The organism is Litorisediminicola beolgyonensis, from assembly GCF_042679605.1.
Lineage (GTDB): Bacteria > Pseudomonadota > Alphaproteobacteria > Rhodobacterales > Rhodobacteraceae > Litorisediminicola > Litorisediminicola beolgyonensis.
Genome location: NZ_JBHTMU010000061.1, coordinates 1 through 13,525 on the forward strand (window position 1 = coordinate 1; position 13,525 = coordinate 13,525).

At 68.5% G+C, this 13,525-nt stretch carries 14 protein-coding genes; 7 read left to right on the forward strand and 7 right to left on the reverse strand.

What is annotated here, in order from left to right:
• From ACFQ4E_RS19625 to ACFQ4E_RS19635, 3 genes are all read right to left on the reverse strand, one after another.
• Positions 1-371: hypothetical protein (locus ACFQ4E_RS19625; protein ID WP_386806231.1), on the reverse strand; the 371-nt coding region annotated here is incomplete at its 3' end.
• Positions 372-505: 134 nt separating this feature from the next.
• Positions 506-1,159, reverse strand: coding sequence for an ABC transporter ATP-binding protein (locus ACFQ4E_RS19630; protein WP_386806232.1), 654 nt, complete (start codon positions 1,157-1,159; stop codon positions 506-508).
• A gap of 18 nt (positions 1,160-1,177) precedes the next feature.
• A complete protein-coding gene (locus ACFQ4E_RS19635; RefSeq protein WP_386806233.1) occupies positions 1,178-2,461 on the reverse strand; it encodes a sugar transporter in 1,284 nt (427 codons plus the stop codon).
• 95 nt (positions 2,462-2,556) lie between these two features.
• Here ACFQ4E_RS19635 and ACFQ4E_RS19640 point away from each other — a divergent pair, with 95 nt between their 5' ends.
• Positions 2,557-3,363, forward strand: coding sequence for an ABC transporter permease (locus ACFQ4E_RS19640; RefSeq protein WP_386806234.1), 807 nt, complete (start codon positions 2,557-2,559; stop codon positions 3,361-3,363).
• Here ACFQ4E_RS19640 and ACFQ4E_RS19645 read toward each other — a convergent pair.
• Positions 3,353-4,333 carry a glycosyltransferase gene (locus tag ACFQ4E_RS19645; RefSeq protein WP_386806235.1) on the reverse strand — a complete coding sequence of 327 codons (981 nt, stop codon included), beginning with the start codon at positions 4,331-4,333 and terminating at the stop codon, positions 3,353-3,355. The two genes, ACFQ4E_RS19640 and ACFQ4E_RS19645, sit on opposite strands and share 11 nt — an antisense overlap.
• Before the next feature lie 163 nt (positions 4,334-4,496).
• On the opposite strand from ACFQ4E_RS19645, the gene rfbC reads away from it, so the two are divergent.
• Genes rfbC through rfbA form a run of 5 tightly spaced genes read left to right on the forward strand, consistent with a single transcriptional unit; the run spans position 4,497 to position 8,872 of the window.
• Positions 4,497-5,066 carry a dTDP-4-dehydrorhamnose 3,5-epimerase gene (gene rfbC / locus ACFQ4E_RS19650; protein WP_386806236.1) on the forward strand — a complete coding sequence of 190 codons (570 nt, stop codon included), beginning with the start codon at positions 4,497-4,499 and terminating at the stop codon, positions 5,064-5,066.
• Positions 5,063-6,100: a dTDP-glucose 4,6-dehydratase gene (gene rfbB / locus ACFQ4E_RS19655; RefSeq protein WP_386806237.1), complete on the forward strand. Its 1,038-nt coding sequence runs from the start codon at positions 5,063-5,065 to the stop codon at positions 6,098-6,100. The genes rfbC and rfbB overlap by 4 nt, the downstream gene beginning before the upstream one ends.
• Positions 6,097-7,128 carry an acyltransferase family protein gene (locus ACFQ4E_RS19660; RefSeq protein ID WP_386806238.1) on the forward strand — a complete coding sequence of 344 codons (1,032 nt, stop codon included), beginning with the start codon at positions 6,097-6,099 and terminating at the stop codon, positions 7,126-7,128. Before rfbB ends, ACFQ4E_RS19660 begins: the two co-directional genes overlap by 4 nt.
• Complete coding sequence (gene rfbD, locus ACFQ4E_RS19665; RefSeq protein WP_386806239.1) at positions 7,125-7,991, forward strand: dTDP-4-dehydrorhamnose reductase; 867 nt, start codon at positions 7,125-7,127, stop codon at positions 7,989-7,991. The genes ACFQ4E_RS19660 and rfbD overlap by 4 nt, the downstream gene beginning before the upstream one ends.
• A complete protein-coding gene (gene rfbA / locus ACFQ4E_RS19670) occupies positions 7,988-8,872 on the forward strand; it encodes a glucose-1-phosphate thymidylyltransferase RfbA (protein WP_386806240.1) in 885 nt (294 codons plus the stop codon). Before rfbD ends, rfbA begins: the two co-directional genes overlap by 4 nt.
• A 36-nt stretch (positions 8,873-8,908) precedes the next feature.
• Here rfbA and ACFQ4E_RS19675 read toward each other — a convergent pair whose 3' ends face one another.
• Both ACFQ4E_RS19675 and ACFQ4E_RS19680 read right to left on the reverse strand, forming a co-directional pair.
• Positions 8,909-9,940, reverse strand: a complete 1,032-nt coding sequence (locus ACFQ4E_RS19675) for a ParB/RepB/Spo0J family partition protein (RefSeq protein WP_386806241.1) — start codon at positions 9,938-9,940, stop codon at positions 8,909-8,911.
• A gap of 95 nt (positions 9,941-10,035) precedes the next feature.
• Positions 10,036-11,427, reverse strand: a complete 1,392-nt coding sequence (locus tag ACFQ4E_RS19680; RefSeq protein WP_386806242.1) for an AAA family ATPase — start codon at positions 11,425-11,427, stop codon at positions 10,036-10,038.
• Positions 11,428-11,970: 543 nt separating this feature from the next.
• Between ACFQ4E_RS19680 and ACFQ4E_RS19685 the strand changes: the two genes are divergently transcribed.
• On the forward strand, positions 11,971-12,984 hold the full coding sequence (locus tag ACFQ4E_RS19685; protein ID WP_386806243.1) for a replication initiator protein A: 1,014 nt from the start codon (positions 11,971-11,973) through the stop codon (positions 12,982-12,984).
• A gap of 14 nt (positions 12,985-12,998) precedes the next feature.
• On the opposite strand, the gene ACFQ4E_RS19690 is transcribed toward ACFQ4E_RS19685, so the two are convergent.
• The coding region (locus ACFQ4E_RS19690; protein WP_386806244.1) for a hypothetical protein at positions 12,999-13,525 on the reverse strand (527 nt) is incomplete at its 5' end.

Genomic DNA, 13,525 nt, shown 5'->3' on the forward strand with positions numbered 1-13,525 from the left:
CCCGCCGAGGCCACGAGATCCGCCGCGCCGAGGCGGCTCTCGGCCAGGTCGGTCGCTCGCGCGCCGCCCAGATGCCCCGAGGGCCCGGTGGTCAGGCTCAGAAGGCGGCCCGCCACCGCGCCCACGATCAGCCCGCCGCCCTCCTGCGGCACCGCGATGCCGAGTTCCGCGCCGGACCAGGCCCGGGGATACCAGGCGCTGTCGATCTCGACCGGGCGGCCCATCCCGAGCTGCCATGCGGTGACGCCGCCGCCCGTGCCGGTCGCCGCCCAGACCACCGGGCCGCCCTCTCCGGCGCCTGTCGCCAGGACGCAGATATCCTGTGCCAGGGCAGCGCTGCCCTGGCCGAAACGGCCAGCAAATTCAATCATTTGGACCACTCCCAAGAGCCGTCGCCACCCATGGACAACCCTAGGGGAAAGGTCTGAACATCGGGTGCAGACCAAGCCGTTTTTTAACGCAGGTTAAGCCGGAAACGGCAAGATTTGCGAAAGCTTAACTGCTCTTAACGCATCAGGTCCTGGTGCATCTCGATCGCCGCGTCGACATCGTCGAAGAAATGCGCGCGCCCCTCCTCGAGCACCAGCGCCGCGTTGCAGAACTCGCGGACCTGCTTCATCTGGTGGCTGACGAAGACGGCACTGCGCCCCTTGAGCCGGTCCTTGAACACCGCGAGGCTCTTGCGCTTGAACCGCGCGTCTCCGACCGCCGTCACCTCGTCGATCAGGTAGGTGTCGAAGGGGATCGCCATCGAGGCGCCGAAGGTCAGCCGGGACTTCATGCCCGAGGAATAGCTTCTGAGCGGCATGTGGAAATGCGCGCCCAGCTCGGCGAAATCGCGCACGAAGGCACTCATCTCGGCGGTATCGACCCCGTAGAGCCGCGCCAGGAAGCGGACGTTCTGCGCCCCGGTCAGCTCGCGGTGGAAGGCGTTGCCCTGGCCGATCTGCCAGGACACCGCGCCATCGGTCAGGACCCGCCCGTGATCGGGACGCAGCGTGCCCGCGATGAGCTGCAACAGGGTCGATTTTCCGGCCCCGTTGCGGCCCAGAAGCGCCAGCGACATGCCGGTGGGAATGTCCAGCGACAGATCGTCTATGACGATCTTGCGCGCGCCCTGGACCCGAAAGCTCTTGGTCAGGTGGTCTAGCCGGATCATCGCCTGCCGTGTCCGTCTTCAGCGCCGGTCGCGGATGGAGTAGTAGACCAGCGCCAGGATCGCCCAGAGCAGGCCCAGAAACAACGCCGCCAGCCCGGTCAGCACCAGCCGCTGGGGAAATTCCGAGCTGCGCGCGAAGGTCGGCTGGATGTATTCCGCGAGATAGAGCGATTGTCGCGAGGCGTTGGCACGGGCCACGTCCATCGCCGCCAGCGCGGCGCGATAGGTCTCTTCGGCGAACTCCCGGTCGACCACGAGGCTCTCGTACTCGGCCATGAGCGTGGGATAGTCCTCGTCCGCCACCGGGTTGCCGTCATCCGAGGCGAAGCTCTGGCGCTCCTCGGTGATGCGGGCGCGGATGACGTTGATGCGCTGGCGCGCCTGCACCACGCGGGGGTCGGTGTCGCTGCTGCGCTGGAGCAGGATGTCGTATTCGATCAGCGCCTCGGCAAGTTGCTGCTGGAGGGTATTCAAGACGCCCATCCGGCCCTGGATATCGGCCTGGGGATCGAGGATCTGGGTTCGAAGCCGGAACTCGGTCAGCGCCTCGCGGGCCGCTTTCAGCCGGGTCAGGGCCTCTTCGAGATCGGCCTCGGCATAGCGCAGCGCATCGACCCGCGCCTGGTCGTTGAGCGTGTTGATCATCTCCTGGCTCTCGGCGACGATCGCCTGGGCCACCCCCTGCGCCTCTTCCGGCGAGAACGCGAGAACCCTGAGCTCGATCAACCCGGTCGACTGGTCGTAGGAGATCCGCACCATGCGCTGCCAGTAGGAGACGAGCTCTTCCAGCGTCGCGTCCGGCGCGAGCGCGAAGACCGGATCGGTGTCTTTCGGGGCGGAATAGAGACCGATCAGGCCGAGCTTGCCGTCGATGGCCTCGACGATCTGCTGGCTCTGGATGAACTCGTAGAGCACGTCGCTTTCGCTGCCGACGCTGGTGCCGGCGAACTGCGCCAACCCGCCCAGAAGCTCGGTGGCGCTGCCGCCCTCTTCCTGGCGCACGGTGAAGCCGGTGGTGGAGCTGTACTGGTCGACGGCGACGAACCAGAGATACCCCGCGATCAGGGCGAGCGGCAGCAGCACCACCGCGGCGAACCCGCCGACCACGCCCCAGTGCCGCCGCTTCAGCCGCGCCGGGCCCGCCATCTCGCGGACCTTCACGGTCGAGCCGTCATCGGCCAGGAGCTTGCGGCGCTTGCCCTTGCGTTTTTTCGGCTCCAGTGCCGGATCGGGCGTGTCGGGGGCCTCGGCAGCCTCGGCCAGCCGCAGCGAACGGAACGGGGGATCCGATGGATTGTTCATGAAAATCAGGCCCTTGGGCCGAGACCGGCCAGTTTGATCTTTCTCCGCCCCTTCTACATAATCGCGCCCGCAAAGACCAGTGAAGGGACCGCCCGATGCGCGACGACGCGCCCGCCCGCCTGTCGACCGGCCCCACCCGGTCCTTTCCCATGGCCCGCTCGATCCTGGCCCTGATGCTGCGCGAGATGAGCACCCGCTACGGTCGCACGCCCGGTGGCTATGTCTGGGCGATCCTCGAACCCCTGGGCGCCATCCTCGTTCTAGCGCTAGGCTTTTCGCTGGTGCTGCGCTCACCCTCGCTCGGCAACAGCTTCATCCTGTTCTACGCAACCGGATTTCTTCCCTTCAACATTTTCAACGACATCTCCAATAACGTCGCCCGCTCCCTCAAATTCTCCAAGGGACTTCTGGTTTATCCGTCGGTGACCTGGATCGACGCGCTTCTCGCGCGCTTCGTGCTGAACCTGCTGACCGGCCTGCTGATTTCCTACCTACTTCTAGGCGGCATCTTGATGCTGAGCGAGACCCGCAGCGTGCTGCAGATCGGTCCTATCATTGAGGCGATGTGTCTTACCGCGCTGTTGGGACTTGGCGTGGGATCGATGAACTGCGTCCTCGGAGGGCTGTTTCCAGTCTGGGACAATATCTGGTCGATCATAACCCGGCCTCTGTTTCTCGCCTCGGGCGTGTTCTTCATCTACGACGACATGCCTCCCTTGGCGAAGGAGGTTCTCTGGTACAATCCGCTGATCCACATCACCGGACTGATGCGCGAAGGCTTCTACCCGATGTACGCACCCGGCTACATCTCGATCGCTTACGTGACACTCGTCTCGATGGCGCTCTTGGTCCTCGGGCTCTTGCTTCTCGGCAAGCACCACAAGGACATCATCAACGCGTGAAGCGGGCCACCACCGTGGCGTGATCGGTGCCGGTGCGGCCGGCGAGACCGTCGCGGAGCGCGGCGCCGATCAGGCGTAGGAAGAGCCGTCTTTCGCCGGAATAGTGCCGGATCTTCGAGAGCCACTTGGGCAGGATCAGCAGGAGTGCCGGCCAGAAGAGCGGCCCCGCGATCCGGCGGTAGATCATCAGCAGGTTACGGTGGTGGTAGTAGCATTTCCACAAGGGCACGAAGCGTTTCACCCCGCCCTTGTGCGAGGTGAAATCATGCTCGAACCGCACCCCCGGCGCGAATTTCAGCCGCCCGCCCGCCTCGGTCAGGCCCAGCGTGTAGAGGAGGTCGTCGCCGTAGAGAAACAGCCCCGGATCGGGATAGCCCACCCGCTCCACCGCCGCGCGGCTCAGGAACAGCCCGACGAAGGACAGGATGTCGACCCGCCGCTCGGGCCCGCGGTAGTCCTCGGGGCCGAGGTGGAACGCCTCGCGCCCGCCGCCCATGGCGGTTCTCAGGAACAGCCGGGCCGAGCGGAACGGGTTGAAGGCGGGCCGGTTCATGTCGCAGATCGACCCGTCGGGGCAGTAGACCGCCGCGCCGACCCCCTCCCAGCCCGCGAGATCGCAGGCGTGGAAGGCCGCGAGCGCGCCCGGTTCGGGGCGGGCGTCGTCGTCCATCACCACGAGCCAGTCGGGCGCATGCTCGGCCATCGCCCGGCGCATGCCCTGCTCGAACCCCCCTGCCCCGCCGAGATTGGTTTCGCTGCGAAACACGTCGAGCCGCGGCCCCGACATCGCGTCCAGAACCCGTCCCGTCTCGCCGTCGCTCGAGGCGTTGTCGACCACGACGACCGCCGCCAGTTCGGCCTCGGGCGCCTCGAGAAGCCGGGCCAGCGTCACGCGTAGCTGGTGCGGGCGGTTATGGGTCACCACCACCGCCACGAGCCGTCCGGCCCCCGTCCTCGCGCGCTCGTTCACCCTCGTCACTCCCAGCGGGTCGTCTCCGCCCGCGCTAAAGCCCGGATCGCCCGCTGTGTCAAACCGTCGACACCGGCCGGGCGCCGTCACCGAGCGCATGTGACAGGCCCTGCAGCCCCGGCTAAGCATGGGACCCGGGGGGCGGCGAGACGAGGACAGAGCAGTGCAGATCGACGAGACCGCGCTTCCGGGCGTGCTGATCCTGACGCCGGCGCGGCATGGCGATGCGCGCGGCTTCTTTTCCGAAAGCTGGAACCGCGCGCGGCTGGCCGAGCGCGGCATCGACATCGATTTCGTGCAGGACAACCACTCGCTCTCGCGCGCGGCCGGCACGGTGCGCGGCCTGCACTACCAGACCCCGCCCCATGCGCAGGCCAAGCTGGTGCGCTGCGGACGCGGCGCGCTGTTCGACGTGGCGGTCGATATCCGCCGCGGCTCGCCCACATTCGGACACTGGGTGGGCGTGGAGCTGAGCTTCGAGAACGGCCGCCAGCTCCTGGTCCCCGCGGGCTTCGCGCATGGTTTCGTCACCCGCGCGCCGGACACCGAGATCGTCTACAAATGCAGTGACTATTACGCCCCGGATTGCGACCGGGCCATCGCCTTCGACGATCCCGGGATCGGCGTGGACTGGGGCGTCGCCCGCGCCGACGCGCAGCTCTCCGACAAGGACGCCCGCGCGCCGCGGCTGGCCGAGGCCGACCTGCCTTTCACCTTTGGGGAAACGCCATGAAGATCCTCGTCACCGGCGGCGCCGGGTTCATCGGCTCGGCGGTCGTTCGCCTCGCCATCGCCCGCGGGCACCAGGTGGTCACGCTCGACGCGCTGACCTATGCCGCCTGCCTCGAGAACCTCGCCCCCGTGGCCGACGCGCCGGGCCATGTCTTCGAGAAGGCCGATATCCGCGATGCCGCCGCGTTAGAGACGATTTTCCGCACCCATGCCCCCGATGCGGTCATGCACCTGGCCGCCGAGAGCCATGTCGACCGCTCGATCGACGGCCCCGGCGCCTTCATTGACACCAACGTGACCGGGACCTACACGCTTCTGCAGGCCGCCCGCGCGTATTGGGAGCGGCAGGGACGCCCCGAGGGGTTCCGCTTCCACCATATCTCGACCGACGAGGTCTTCGGCACGCTGGGCGAGACGGGCCTCTTCACCGAAGAGACGCCCTATGCGCCGAATAGTCCCTATTCCGCGTCGAAAGCGGCCTCGGACCACCTGGTGCGCGCCTGGCACGAGACCTACGGCCTGCCGGTGGTGCTGACCAACTGCTCGAACAATTACGGCCCCTATCACTTCCCCGAAAAGCTGATCCCGGTGGTGATCCTGAACGCGCTCGCGGGCCAGCCCATCCCGGTCTACGGCACCGGCGAGAACGTGCGCGATTGGCTCTATGTCGAGGATCACGCCGATGCGCTGCTTCTGGTTCTGGAGCGCGGCGCGACGGGGCGGAGCTACAATATCGGCGGCGAGAACGAGGCCCGGAACATCGACCTCGTGCGGATGATCTGCGCCATCCTCGACCGGCTCCGGCCGCAGGAGAGACCCTATTCCGAGCAGATCCGCTTCGTCACCGACCGGCCCGGCCATGACCTGCGCTACGCCATCGACCCCAGCCGCATCCGCGAGGAACTGGGCTGGCGCCCCTCGGTGACGCTGGAAGAGGGTCTGGAACGCACGGTGCGCTGGTATCTCGAGAACGAGCCCTGGTGGCGGGCGCTGCAGAAGCGCGCGGGCGTGGGCCAGAGGCTCGGGACCGGATGACGCTCGGAGACCGCGCGGTCGGGCGGGACAACCATTTCACCCTGATCCGGCTCCTGGCCGCCACCGGCGTCCTGGTCTCCCATGCCTTTCCCCTCGCCGACGGGCGCGACCGGCCCTGGCGCGAGCCGCTGCTCGAGCTGACCGGCATCCCGCTCGGAAATCACTGCGTCTTTGTCTTCTTCGCCATCTCCGGCTTCTACGTCACCCGCAGCTTCGACCAGCGCCGCAGCGTGCCGGAATACGTCTCCGCCCGTCTCCTGCGGCTCTACCCTGCCCTGGCGGTGAATCTCGGATTGACTGTTCTGGTTCTGGGGCTCTGGGTCACCACCGCGCCGCCCGGGATCTACTGGGACACTGCGGCGCGGTTTCTCGAAACCAACCTGACCTTCCGGTTCGGAGCCCAGATGACCCTGCCCGGCGTGTTCGAGACCGCACCATGGGGTCCGCCGGTCAACAATGTTCTCTGGTCTCTCTACTACGAAATCGTCTGCTATGGCGCGGTGCTGCTCGTCGGAATGATCGGTCTGTTCCGAACGGAGGGTGGGCTCCGCATCGCGAGCCTTGTCGCCGTGGCGCTCTGCCTCTGGGGCGGCGAGGAGATGCGCCTGACCTGGGTCGGCCTGCCCTTCGCCTATGGCGCGGCGCTCTATGCCTGGCGCGACCGGGTGCCGATGTGGCCGCTCGCGGTGCTGGCGCTCGGCGGGGCGGCGGCGCTGGCGCAGGGCACGGCGCTCTACCTGCCGCTCCTGCAGGCGACGCTGGCCTACGGGGTGCTGGTGGCGGGGCTCTGGCCCGCGCCGCGGCTTCTGCCTTTCAACAGGCTCGGGGACTATTCCTACGGGGTCTATATCTACGCCTGGCCGCTCCAGCAGCTCTCGCTCACGCATCTGGGGGCCGAGACGCCCGGCGGGGTCATCGCCATCGCCCTGCCCCTGGCGCTGCTCTGCGCCGTGGCCTCTTGGCACCTGGTGGAACGCCCCGCGCTGGGGCTGAGACGGCCCGCGCGACGAAAGGAAAGACCGGCATGAAACTCCTCGTTTTCGGGAAATCCGGGCAGGTGGCGCGGGAACTGGCGATTGTTTCGCAGCGAAACATGGGGGTGTTTTCGTTTCTCGACAGGCACTTGGCCGATTTTTCATTCCCGGACCCCTGCGCGAAACACGTCCTTGAGACCGATGCGGACGTGGTGATCAACGCCGCCGCCTGGACCGCGGTCGATGCCGCCGAGAGCGACGAGGCCGCCGCGCATGTGGTCAATGCCGAGACGCCGGGGGCGCTGGCGCGGGCCTGTGCCGCGCGGGATCTGCCCTTCCTGCACATCTCGACCGATTACGTCTTCGACGGCTCGGGCGACCGGCCCTGGCGCGAGGACGACCCTGTTGCGCCGCGAAACGCCTATGGCCGCACCAAGCTCGCGGGCGAAGAGGCGGTGCGCGCGGCCGGCGGGCGACACCTGATCCTCCGGACCTCCTGGGTGGTCTCGGCGCATGGGGCAAACTTCGTCAAGACCATGCTCCGGCTCTCGGAGACCCGCGACGCGCTCTCGGTAGTCGACGACCAGGTCGGCGGGCCGACGCCCGCACGGGCCATCGCCGAGGCGCTGGTCGAGGCGGCCGGGGCGATGGTCGCGGGGCAGGGGGGCGGCACCTATCATTTCGCCGGGCAACCGCCGGTGAGCTGGGCCGGGTTCGCCACCGAGATCTTCGCGCAGTCGGGCCGCGAGGTGGCCGTCACCGGCATACCGACCGCCGAGTATCCCACCCCCGCCGAGCGGCCGCTCAATTCCCGGCTCGATTGCGCCAAACTCAGGGCCGATTTCGGCATTAGCCCTCCGGACTGGACAGCGGGACTGAACGAGATCCTGCAGGAGCTGGGGCAGAGACGGACATGACACGACGCAAGGGCATCATCCTCGCCGGGGGCAGCGGCACGCGGCTTTACCCGATCACCATCGGGGTCTCGAAGCAGCTCCTGCCGATCTACGACAAGCCGATGGTCTATTACCCGCTGTCGGTGCTGATGCTGGCGGGGATCCGCGAGATCGCGGTGATCACCACGCCGCAGGATGCCGAGCAGTTCCGCCGCACGCTGGGCGATGGCAGCCAGTGGGGGCTCACGCTCAGCTATATCCAGCAGCCCTCACCGGACGGGCTGGCACAGGCCTATCTCCTGGCCGAGGAGTTCCTCGCGGGTGCGCCCTCGGCGATGGTCCTGGGCGACAATATCTTCTTCGGCCACGGTCTGCCCGAGCGGCTGGCGGCGGCGGATGCGCGGGAAGAGGGCGGCACCGTCTTCGGCTACCGCGTCGCCGATCCCGAACGCTACGGGGTGGTGGATTTCGACGGCTCGGGCCGGGTTCGCTCGATCGTCGAGAAGCCCCAGGTCGCGCCCTCGCCCTTTGCCGTGACCGGGCTCTATTTCCTCGACGGCTCGGCGCCGGAACGGGCGCGGCACGTCACGCCCTCGGCGCGCGGCGAGCTCGAGATTACCTCGCTCCTCGAGATGTACCTGGCCGACGGGCTACTCGACGTGCAGCGGATGGGGCGGGGCTATGCCTGGCTCGACACCGGCACCCATGCGAGCCTTCTCGATGCGGGAAACTTCGTGCGGACCCTCAGCGAGCGGCAGGGCCAGCAGGTCGGCAGCCCCGAGGAGATCGCCTTCGAACAGGGCTGGATCGACGTGGCCCAGCTGCGCGACCGCGCCGCGATGTTCGGCAAGAACAGCTACGGCGCCTATCTCGACCGGCTGGCGAGCCATCCCGGCGAATAGCGCCGAAACAGACCCTGTTTCGCAGCGAAACGGCGCTCAGGCGCCGCGCGCGCGCAGCCAGTCCAGGAGATCGGCCTCGAGCGTGGCGTCGACGCGGCCGCGCAGGGTGAGCTTGCCCTTCTCGGCCACGAGCGTGATGCCGCCCCCTGCATCCATCCGGCGTTTTCCGGGGTTCTTAGACCCTGTTTCGGCCTTTAGAGCCTGTTTCTGCGCCTCGAGACAGGCCTCGATCCGCGCGCGCTCGGCGCCGGCATCGGCGGGCGGCTCGGCCGCGCCCGCGGCGCGGAGCCGTTCGGCGAAGCCCGCGTCCTCGTCGAGCGCCTTCATCAGCTGCAGGCCCAGCCTCTCGGTCAGCGCCTCGGGGAAGCGCAGCACGCCGTCGAGCGCCTGCACCACCACGAGGAAGCTGCGGATCTTCGAGCGCCGGGCGCGGGGCACCGAGGCGAAGAGCGTGTTGAGCGCGGTCTCGGTGTCGGGAAAGACGCCCTGCCGGGTCGCGAGGATCACGATGCGGGCGCGTTCGTAGAAGCTGAGATCGGCGCGGATCTCGTTCTCCTCGACCATCGCGAGATAGCTCTCGGCGCTTTCCGAGGGCGGGCGGACCAGCGCCTTGACGGTGCGGAACCGGGCATCGCCCTTACCGAGAGAGAGCCGCTTCAGCGCCTCGAGCCGCCGCCAGCCCGAGATCAGGCCATAGGCCTCGGGACCGGTCTGAACCACCTCGATCGGGGTCTGCTGGCCGCGCGCCAGGAGCGAGGCCTCGAGCGCCTCCATGTCGTCGTCCTGCGCGTGCATGCGGTCGCGGATCAGGTGGTCGTCGATGATCTGGTTCAGCGGCAGCTCGACGATCATCCGCCCCTCGTCGCGGGCGCGGCGGAGCGTGTCGGAGATCTCCTCGAGCGCGGCGGAGGCCGAGGCGGCCCCGGCGATATCGGCGATGGGGGCCGCGCGCTCGGGCGTGGCGAAGGCGGGGCCACGAGTGCCGTCTGGGGCGCTCTCGGGCGCGGGGTCGGCAAAGGGGCTCAGCCGGTGCAGGACGGGCGGGTCGAGGCGTTTGCGCTTGGCCATGGCGGGTCTCCGGGTGTCGGGGGCCGATTATGCGGGATCGGGCCTGAAAAGGGTCTGAACGGGGCGCGCGATGCGCCCCTGTCGCGGTAAGAGTGTCATTCCGCGGCGGTCTGGTGGCGCTCCTCCGCGTCGCGGCGCCAGGCGCCCACGAGGAGGCTCTTGAAGGCGGCATAGGTGGCGTCGAAGGTCTCGCGGCCGCGGGCATAGGTCTCGCGGTTGAAGTCGCGGTAATCGGCCTCGTAGATGCCCTGCACCTGCTCGCCCGCCTGTCCGATCAGCGCGGTGAAATCCTGCCGGTGGGGCGAGAGGGTGGGGCCGAGATAGGCCTGCATGAGGGCGGCCAGTTCCGCCTGCTGGGTGGCATCGTAGCGGGTGACGACGGCGCGCACCGCGTCCCACTGGAAGGACAGCCCCTCGCGGCCGAGCGCGCGGGCGGCCATGTTCTCGGCCTCCTCGATCGAGGAGAAGGTCGAGTGCAGCATGTCGAAGAAGCGCCCCGTCGAGTCGAACTCCAGGAACGACGCGCCGAGCGGCACCAGCAGGATGTCGGCGGCCGCGAGCCCGTTGATCGTGAGGTAGCCGAGCGCGGGCGGGGTATCGAGGAAGATCACGTCGTACTCGTCGAGCAGGCCGTCCTCGGCCAGCGTGTCGGTGAGCGCGTCCCAGAGCTTCCAGCCGCGCCCCTGCATCCGCCAGACGGGGATCTGGAACTCGGCCCAGTAGAGGTTCAGCTGCGCCCCGATCAGGTCGATATTGGGCCAGTGGGTCTTCTGCACGAGCGCCTGCGCGCGGGTCTCCAGCGCCTCGGTCAGGGTGTCGTCCAGCGGGATCGGCGCCTCGCCCCGGTCGAGCCTGCGCTGGTTGTCGGCGCGCAGGTGGCGGGCGTAGTGGCGCGCCAAGAGCGGGAAGACCGTCTGCCATTCATCGGCGACCTTGCCGCCGAAGATCGAGGTCATCGAGCCCTGGCTGTCGAGGTCGATCACCAGCACCTTGTAGCCGTCGAGCGCCGCCGACATCGCCAGATGCGCCGCGGTCGAGGTTTTGCCGACACCGCCCTTGAAGTTCGCCACGGCGACCATCTTGGCGGGCAGACCCTCGGGGCGGTAGGGCAGGTAGCTTTTCGCCTTCGAGCCCTCGGCGGCGAAATGGGCGCGGAGCCGCAGCACCTCGTCGAGGGTGAACCACTTGGCGCCGCCCTCGGTCTCGGAGCGGCCCTGCGGCAGCTCGGGGTTCTGCTTGAGCACCCGGCGGAAATGGCCGACCGCGACCGGGATCAGGTAGCGGGTGATCTCCCAGGTCGAGAAGAGCCTGAGCTGTCGGCCGCCATCCTCCTGAAGCCCGCGCGACGCGAGATCGTCGCGCCCCGCCGCGCAGGCGCGCGCGATGGCGCCGAAGCCTTGGGTGGTGGCGGGGGCTCCGAGCGCCTCGGCGGCGTGGTTGGGGTCGATGGCGAGATAGGGGGGAAGCCCCTTGGGATCGGGTTTCATGGGATCTGGCCTGCGCTCTGCCTGTGGTCTGCGGGTCTTCTGCTCTGTCTCCGGGGTCCCGAAGTGGGGCTCCGGGGCGGCTGCTCTGGCGCTGTCTGGCGGGGCGTTTCGCCCTCATGTGTGCGCTTTTGGTCAGGATACAGCAAAACGCGACACATGGAAGAAAAACCGCCACATCGCGCGATTTTCTCAGCATTTCAGGGGGGATGGGGCCGGGTGCGGCGCGGGGGCAGGGGCCGTGTCCCCGCTGATCCCAGTTATTTTTTGTTAGTTATTACGTTACGGGGCCCGGGCTCTTTTCCCAAGCCCCTGTTTTCCATGGTCCGATCGGGTCCGCTGGCGGGGGGTGGCGACTCTGATCCCCCGATGGTGCGACTCCGATCCCACGGGCAGGCGACTCCGATCCGACGACGGCGCGCTGGACGGGACCTGTGGATAACTCTAGGGTGGGTGTCACTGAAACCCCGATAAGAGTCGGTCACGGCCAAGGGGTCATCGAGCAGGCATGAGAGGGGTCTCCGAGACCCCCGCGAGAGGACAGGCATGACCACAGGGAGCGCTGCCAGCGGGGCAGGGGGGCTCTTGCCCGACCGTCATCCGACGGCGGATTTCTTCGTGGCCGACGTCTTCGACGCCAGCCCCAAGGACGATCTGGGCAGCATGGAGCACCCGATCTTCTCGCTCTCGACCCGGCCCGACCGGCGGGTCCTGAGCTACGATCACAACGGCACCACGATCGAGGTCACCCCGAGCGTGAAGGGCCGCGCGACGATCCACGACAAGGATGTGCTGATCTACTGCATCAGCCAGCTGATGGCCGGGCTCAATTCCGGCCGCGCGGTGTCGCGGACGCTGAAGCTCCGGGCGCATGACCTGCTTGTGGCGACCAATCGCGACACCTCGGGCGATGCTTATGCGCGGCTCAAGGAGGCCTTCGAGCGGCTCGCGGGCACGCGCATCACCACCAATCTCGCCACCGGCGGGCTCGAGACCACGCGCGGCTTCGGCCTGATCGAGGCCTGGGAGATCGTCCGCAAGAGCCGCGGCGGGCGGATGATCAGCGTGACGGTGACGCTTTCGGACTGGCTCTTCCGGGCGGTGCTGGCGAAATCGGTGCTGACGCTCAGCCGTGATTACTTCCGGCTGCGAAAGCCCTTGGAGCGGCGGATCTACGAGCTTGCCCGCAAGCATTGCGGGCGGCAGGCGGCGTGGAAGGTGTCGGTGGCGACGCTGCACAAGAAATCCGGCTCGACCGCGCCGGTCCGGGTGTTCCGCGCGGCGCTGCGCAAGATGATCGCCGAGGACCACCTGCCCGAGTACCGCCTGACCGAGGCGCCCGGCGACGTGATCGAGATCCTGCGCCGCCAGGCCGTGAGCCGCGCCGGGGCGCCGCGCCCCTCCGAGGCCGCGCTCGAGGCGGCGAAAGCGCTTCGTCCCGGCGCGGATGTGCACGCGCTGGCCGCCACCTGGGCCGCCTGGTGGGACGAGACCGGCCGCAAGCGGCTGGGTTCGGCCGACGCGGCTTTCCTCGGCTGGGTGAAGGCGGGGGCGCGCTAGGCCCCCGGGAGCGCTCAGAAGAGGTCGCGCCAGGTGCTGCCGTCATGGCAGCGGAGCGTGCCGAGGCTCGCGTCGAAATAAAGATCGCCCGCTGCCGGGTTGGTCGGGGCCGTGCCCGGTTCAAGCCGCAGGACATCGCCCAGATGCAGGCTGCGCTGCGGCGCGGACACGCCGATGCCCACCGCGCCCGTCCCGGCCACGGTCACAGCCTCGGTCCAGGCCGTGCCGTCCTCCGAGACCTTGACCGACAGCGCGTCCGATCCCGCGAGCCCGATCTCGGCCCGGCCCGACCAGCCGGTCTGGAACAGGAGCGTCGCGGTCTCGGACGGGGCCGCCTTGTTGACCGTGACCCGGTGCCCGCCGCCCGCATGGGTGAAGAGGCTCGCCGCGCCCGCCACCGCCAGCCGGTTGGTGGCGTCCCAGCCGGTGCCGATGCCGACGCCCTCGAGCCCGGTGGTGGCGGCGCGAAGGGGGGTCCAGGCGGCGCCGTCCCAGAAGAGCCCGGTGCCAGTGGCGCGGTCGAGCCCCTGCCAGCCCGGGC

Coding starts and splice junctions, on each gene's coding strand:
- ACFQ4E_RS19630 (WP_386806232.1), bottom strand. CDS start 1,159: ATGATCCGGCTAGACCACCTGACCAAGAGCTTTCGGGTCCAGGGCGCG.
- ACFQ4E_RS19635 (WP_386806233.1), bottom strand. CDS start 2,461: ATGAACAATCCATCGGATCCCCCGTTCCGTTCGCTGCGGCTGGCCGAG.
- ACFQ4E_RS19640 (WP_386806234.1), top strand. CDS start 2,557: ATGCGCGACGACGCGCCCGCCCGCCTGTCGACCGGCCCCACCCGGTCC.
- rfbB (WP_386806237.1), top strand. CDS start 5,063: ATGAAGATCCTCGTCACCGGCGGCGCCGGGTTCATCGGCTCGGCGGTC.
- ACFQ4E_RS19660 (WP_386806238.1), top strand. CDS start 6,097: ATGACGCTCGGAGACCGCGCGGTCGGGCGGGACAACCATTTCACCCTG.
- rfbD (WP_386806239.1), top strand. CDS start 7,125: ATGAAACTCCTCGTTTTCGGGAAATCCGGGCAGGTGGCGCGGGAACTG.
- rfbA (WP_386806240.1), top strand. CDS start 7,988: ATGACACGACGCAAGGGCATCATCCTCGCCGGGGGCAGCGGCACGCGG.
- ACFQ4E_RS19675 (WP_386806241.1), bottom strand. CDS start 9,940: ATGGCCAAGCGCAAACGCCTCGACCCGCCCGTCCTGCACCGGCTGAGC.
- ACFQ4E_RS19680 (WP_386806242.1), bottom strand. CDS start 11,427: ATGAAACCCGATCCCAAGGGGCTTCCCCCCTATCTCGCCATCGACCCC.
- ACFQ4E_RS19685 (WP_386806243.1), top strand. CDS start 11,971: ATGACCACAGGGAGCGCTGCCAGCGGGGCAGGGGGGCTCTTGCCCGAC.